The 3,326-nt window shown below is 57.2% G+C and carries 7 protein-coding genes; 2 read left to right on the forward strand and 5 right to left on the reverse strand.

Annotated elements, in window-relative coordinates; all coding sequences use genetic code 11:
• Window positions 1-869 (forward strand): MFS transporter (locus tag ADADOO_RS08315; RefSeq protein WP_511276633.1); only part of this gene is annotated, 869 nt, incomplete at its 5' end.
• On the opposite strand, the gene ADADOO_RS08320 is transcribed toward ADADOO_RS08315, so the two are convergent.
• The 5 genes from ADADOO_RS08320 to ADADOO_RS08340 form a co-directional block, all read right to left on the reverse strand.
• The gene (locus ADADOO_RS08320) at window positions 853-1,149 is read right to left on the reverse strand and encodes a hypothetical protein (protein ID WP_511276635.1); all 297 of its coding nucleotides are present in this window, start codon (window positions 1,147-1,149) and stop codon (window positions 853-855) included. The genes ADADOO_RS08315 and ADADOO_RS08320 overlap by 17 nt on opposite strands.
• A gap of 14 nt (window positions 1,150-1,163) precedes the next feature.
• Complete coding sequence (locus ADADOO_RS08325; RefSeq protein WP_511276637.1) at window positions 1,164-1,457, reverse strand: YqjK-like family protein; 294 nt, start codon at window positions 1,455-1,457, stop codon at window positions 1,164-1,166.
• Window positions 1,454-1,861, reverse strand: coding sequence for a phage holin family protein (locus ADADOO_RS08330; RefSeq protein ID WP_511276638.1), 408 nt, complete (start codon window positions 1,859-1,861; stop codon window positions 1,454-1,456). The genes ADADOO_RS08325 and ADADOO_RS08330 overlap by 4 nt, the downstream gene beginning before the upstream one ends.
• Window positions 1,862-1,865: 4 nt before the next feature.
• Window positions 1,866-2,180, reverse strand: coding sequence for an ElaB/YgaM/YqjD family protein (locus ADADOO_RS08335; RefSeq protein WP_511276640.1), 315 nt, complete (start codon window positions 2,178-2,180; stop codon window positions 1,866-1,868).
• Between the two features lie 75 nt (window positions 2,181-2,255).
• Window positions 2,256-3,035, reverse strand: coding sequence for an exodeoxyribonuclease III (locus ADADOO_RS08340; protein ID WP_511276642.1), 780 nt, complete (start codon window positions 3,033-3,035; stop codon window positions 2,256-2,258).
• Window positions 3,036-3,082: 47 nt separating this feature from the next.
• Between ADADOO_RS08340 and ADADOO_RS08345 the strand changes: the two genes are divergently transcribed.
• Window positions 3,083-3,326, forward strand: a 244-nt coding sequence (locus tag ADADOO_RS08345; RefSeq protein WP_511276644.1) for a type I phosphoribosyltransferase, incomplete at its 3' end; no start/stop codon positions are given.

Here is a 3,326-nt window from a genome sequence, read left to right on the forward strand (position 1 = left end):
TTTTGAACGATAACGAACTGGGCCTTGGCAACGCAGTGCACGTCAATGCTTATCGCATTGCCGGCCTGATCCCCGGTTCGCTATCGCTGATCCTGGCCGATCGCTTGCCATGGAATGACGTGTTCTGGATCACCGGAGCCTTCATGATTCCCGGCATGGCGATGGCTTGGCTGGTCAGCGAACCGCTCGTCAAGGGGACTCCAAAAACCCTGCGTCAAGCGGTGTCCGAGCCGTTTTACGAATTCATCGGCCGGCAAGGCTGGCGCGGCGCGCTGATGGTTCTCGGCTTCATCTTCCTCTACAAACTCGGCGACAGCCTATGCACTGCGCTGGCTACCCCGTTTTATCTCGACATGGGATTTACCAAGACCGACATTGGCCTCATCGCCAAACACGCCGGCCTCTGGCCAGCGGTAATCGGCGCCCTGCTTGGTGGTTTGTGGATGATCCGGCTGGGCATCAACCGGGCACTATGGCTGTTCGGCGTTGTCCAGTTGGTATCCATTTTCGGCTTTGCCTGGCTGGCGTCGCAAGGCCACTACGTCAGCATCGGTACCGAAGAACGCATCGCGCTGGCCTTCGTCATCAGCCTCGAAGCGCTGGGTGTCGGGCTGGGAACGGCAGCCTTTGTTGCCTACATCGCCCGCTCGACCCACCCGGCCTACACGGCGACCCAGATGGCGTTGTTCACCAGCCTGGCGGCTGTACCACGCACTTTCATTAACGCTTCGGCCGGATGGCTGGTCGAAACGCTGGGCTGGAGCAGCTTTTACTGGCTATGTATCGGACTGGCCGTTCCGGGGATGTTGCTATTGCTAAAAGTCGCGCCATGGCACGAAACCACGGCAACGGCTAATCGCCCCGCCTGACCCGGCGCCGGTCCAGCCACCAGGCATAGACGGGCAAGAACAGGATCGAGCCCGGCAAAAGCAAGGCAATCAGATAGGGCGACAGACGGACCATGTGGCGCAAGTGGCGGATAAGCTCCTGCTTTTCATCCGGCGTCCAGTGGCCACCATTGCGCACCTTCATCAACAACGGCATGATGCCGCGCGTCGCGATCAGCTCGGCCAACACCCGGCGCGCCTGCCGCCGCTGAGAAGAAACCATCTGGCGCCACCAGGAGGGCAGTGCGGTTTCATCACCCACCGACTCACCCACGTTTAACGCGCACCGATCAGGGAAGTCCGGATGGCGCGCCAGCCTCGCCACAGAAAGAAACCGCGCCGAGCCCAGCGCACAGCCCGTCGCGGGCGGGCAACGACGGCAACCAAAACAGCTATACCAACAGCGGCTGGATGGTGTTTGAGCCAGTCGACGCTCTTGAGAACCGTGTCGCCGCGCGCAAGCACCGCTTGAAGTGGCGCTGAATGAGCTGTCAGAACACGGCGCTGTTCATCGATACGGGCCTTGAGAGCACCATGCCGGGTAGCTAACTCCAGTAATTTCGGGTTCATTCAGACTTGTTGCGATAACGACGCAATAGTGCCATGTCAGCTTCCAGTTCCGACAGGCTCGCCCGAAACATCGTGCTTGGTTGAGAGGCTTGCCGCTTCAACGAAGCAATCAGATACAAGGCACCACCAATGAACAGCACGGCAAAGATGCCCAACACCAAAACCCGGTGCTCCCAGAAAGCCAGCGACAGACAAAAAATCGCCAAGACAACGCCGACCGCGAGCATGAACGCAGCGCCGATCGCCTTTGACCAGAGCGACATGAGACGAAGTTTTTCTTCCTCAAGCTCTGTAACGAGGAGTTCGGCGCGCGTTTTGACAATCGCGATCAGCGTCGCAACGCTGCCTTTCAGCGCGGCGAAGAGGCCTTCGCGGCCTGCTTCACCGCCTGTTTGTTCAGTCATTCGCTTAGCGACGGCCGATCAGCACACCAAGGGCAAGGCCGAGTGCCGCGGCAACCCCGACGGCTTTCCATGGTTCTTCATGCACAAAATCATCGGTGGCACGTGCCGCGGCCTTGGTCTTGTCAACCAACGCGGCTTCCATGTCGAGAACGTGCTCCTTGGTATCGCGTAGGCGAACACCCAGACGTTCGCGTAGTTCGCTGACTTTTTCACCAGCGGCACCCGCAGTGGCGCGGAGCAACTCTTCGGTGTCGGAGATCACCACCTTCAAATCGGTAACCAACTTTTCTTTGTTGGCAGCAGTCATTTCGTCGGACATTTTTAACCTCGTTAGCGAATTAAGCAGAGATACAGATTATCCCTACGGCGCAGCGAAATCAATTCGCATGAATGCTTATTTGAAGTCGTAATCAATGCGCAGCGGCGCATGATCGGAAAATCGCTCAGCCTTGTAAACTTCAGCCTTCCGGGCGGAAGCGGCAATACCCGGCGTGGCAATCTGGTAATCGATCCGCCACCCCACATTTTTAGCCCAGGCCTGGCCGCGGTTGCTCCACCATGTGTAAGAGGCATCACCAACGTCGGGGTAAAGAGATCGATAAATATCGACCCAGCCTTGTTCATCAAATACCCGACTGAGCCAGGCCCGCTCCTCGGGGAGGAACCCCGAGTTTTTCTGGTTCGATTTCCAGTTTTTCAGATCAATCGCCTGATGCGCGATATTCCAGTCCCCACACAGGACTATTTCCCGCCCCTCTGTCCGCAAGGCGAGCATATGCGGCAAAAACACGTCGAGAAAACGAAACTTGGCTTCTTGCCGCTCAGGGGATGAAGAGCCCGATGGCAGGTAAAGCGAAACCACCGACAGATTGCCGAAATCAGCCCGGATATAGCGCCCCTCGGCGTCGAACTCACCGCCATCGAAACCCTCGATTACGCGGTCAGGCTTCTGCCTGCTCCAAATGCCGACACCGCTGTAACCTTTTTTCTCGGCGCAGTGATAGAACGCATGCATGCCATCCGGCGCCATCATTTCCGATGTCAAATCGGGCAATTGGGCCTTCAGTTCCTGCAAGCAAAAAATGTCGGCGTGTTGAGAAGCCGCCCAGGGCAAGACATTTTTGCTCCAGGCAGAACGGATACCATTGAGATTCAGGGAGATGATGCGTAACATTGTGCAGTAATCAGCCCGGTTTTCCCGGTCGGATAGAATGGAAAAAAATGGATTTTCGTCAGGAATTTATTCAATTTGCGCTGAGTTGCCAGGTACTGCGCTTTGGCGAATTTAAAACCAAGGCGGGGAGGCTCTCGCCCTACTTCTTCAATGCCGGTTTGTTCAACGACGGCAATTCGCTTGGCCGCCTCGCCGAATTTTACGCGAAAGCCGCCGAAACCAGCGGGATCCAGTTTGACATGCTGTTTGGCCCGGCCTACAAGGGCATTCCGCTGGTCGCCACGATCACCA

The sequence above is a fragment of the Azonexus sp. genome, from assembly GCF_036170495.1.
In the GTDB taxonomy this organism is placed as follows: domain Bacteria; phylum Pseudomonadota; class Gammaproteobacteria; order Burkholderiales; family Rhodocyclaceae; genus Azonexus.

Bases quoted from the DNA above. Each gene is read 5' to 3' on its own strand.
- ADADOO_RS08330 (WP_511276638.1), bottom strand. From the start codon at position 1,861: ATGACTGAACAAACAGGCGGTGAAGCAGGCCGCGAAGGCCTCTTCGCC.
- ADADOO_RS08340 (WP_511276642.1), bottom strand. From the start codon at position 3,035: ATGTTACGCATCATCTCCCTGAATCTCAATGGTATCCGTTCTGCCTGG.
- ADADOO_RS08325 (WP_511276637.1), bottom strand. From the start codon at position 1,457: ATGAACCCGAAATTACTGGAGTTAGCTACCCGGCATGGTGCTCTCAAG.
- ADADOO_RS08335 (WP_511276640.1), bottom strand. From the start codon at position 2,180: ATGTCCGACGAAATGACTGCTGCCAACAAAGAAAAGTTGGTTACCGAT.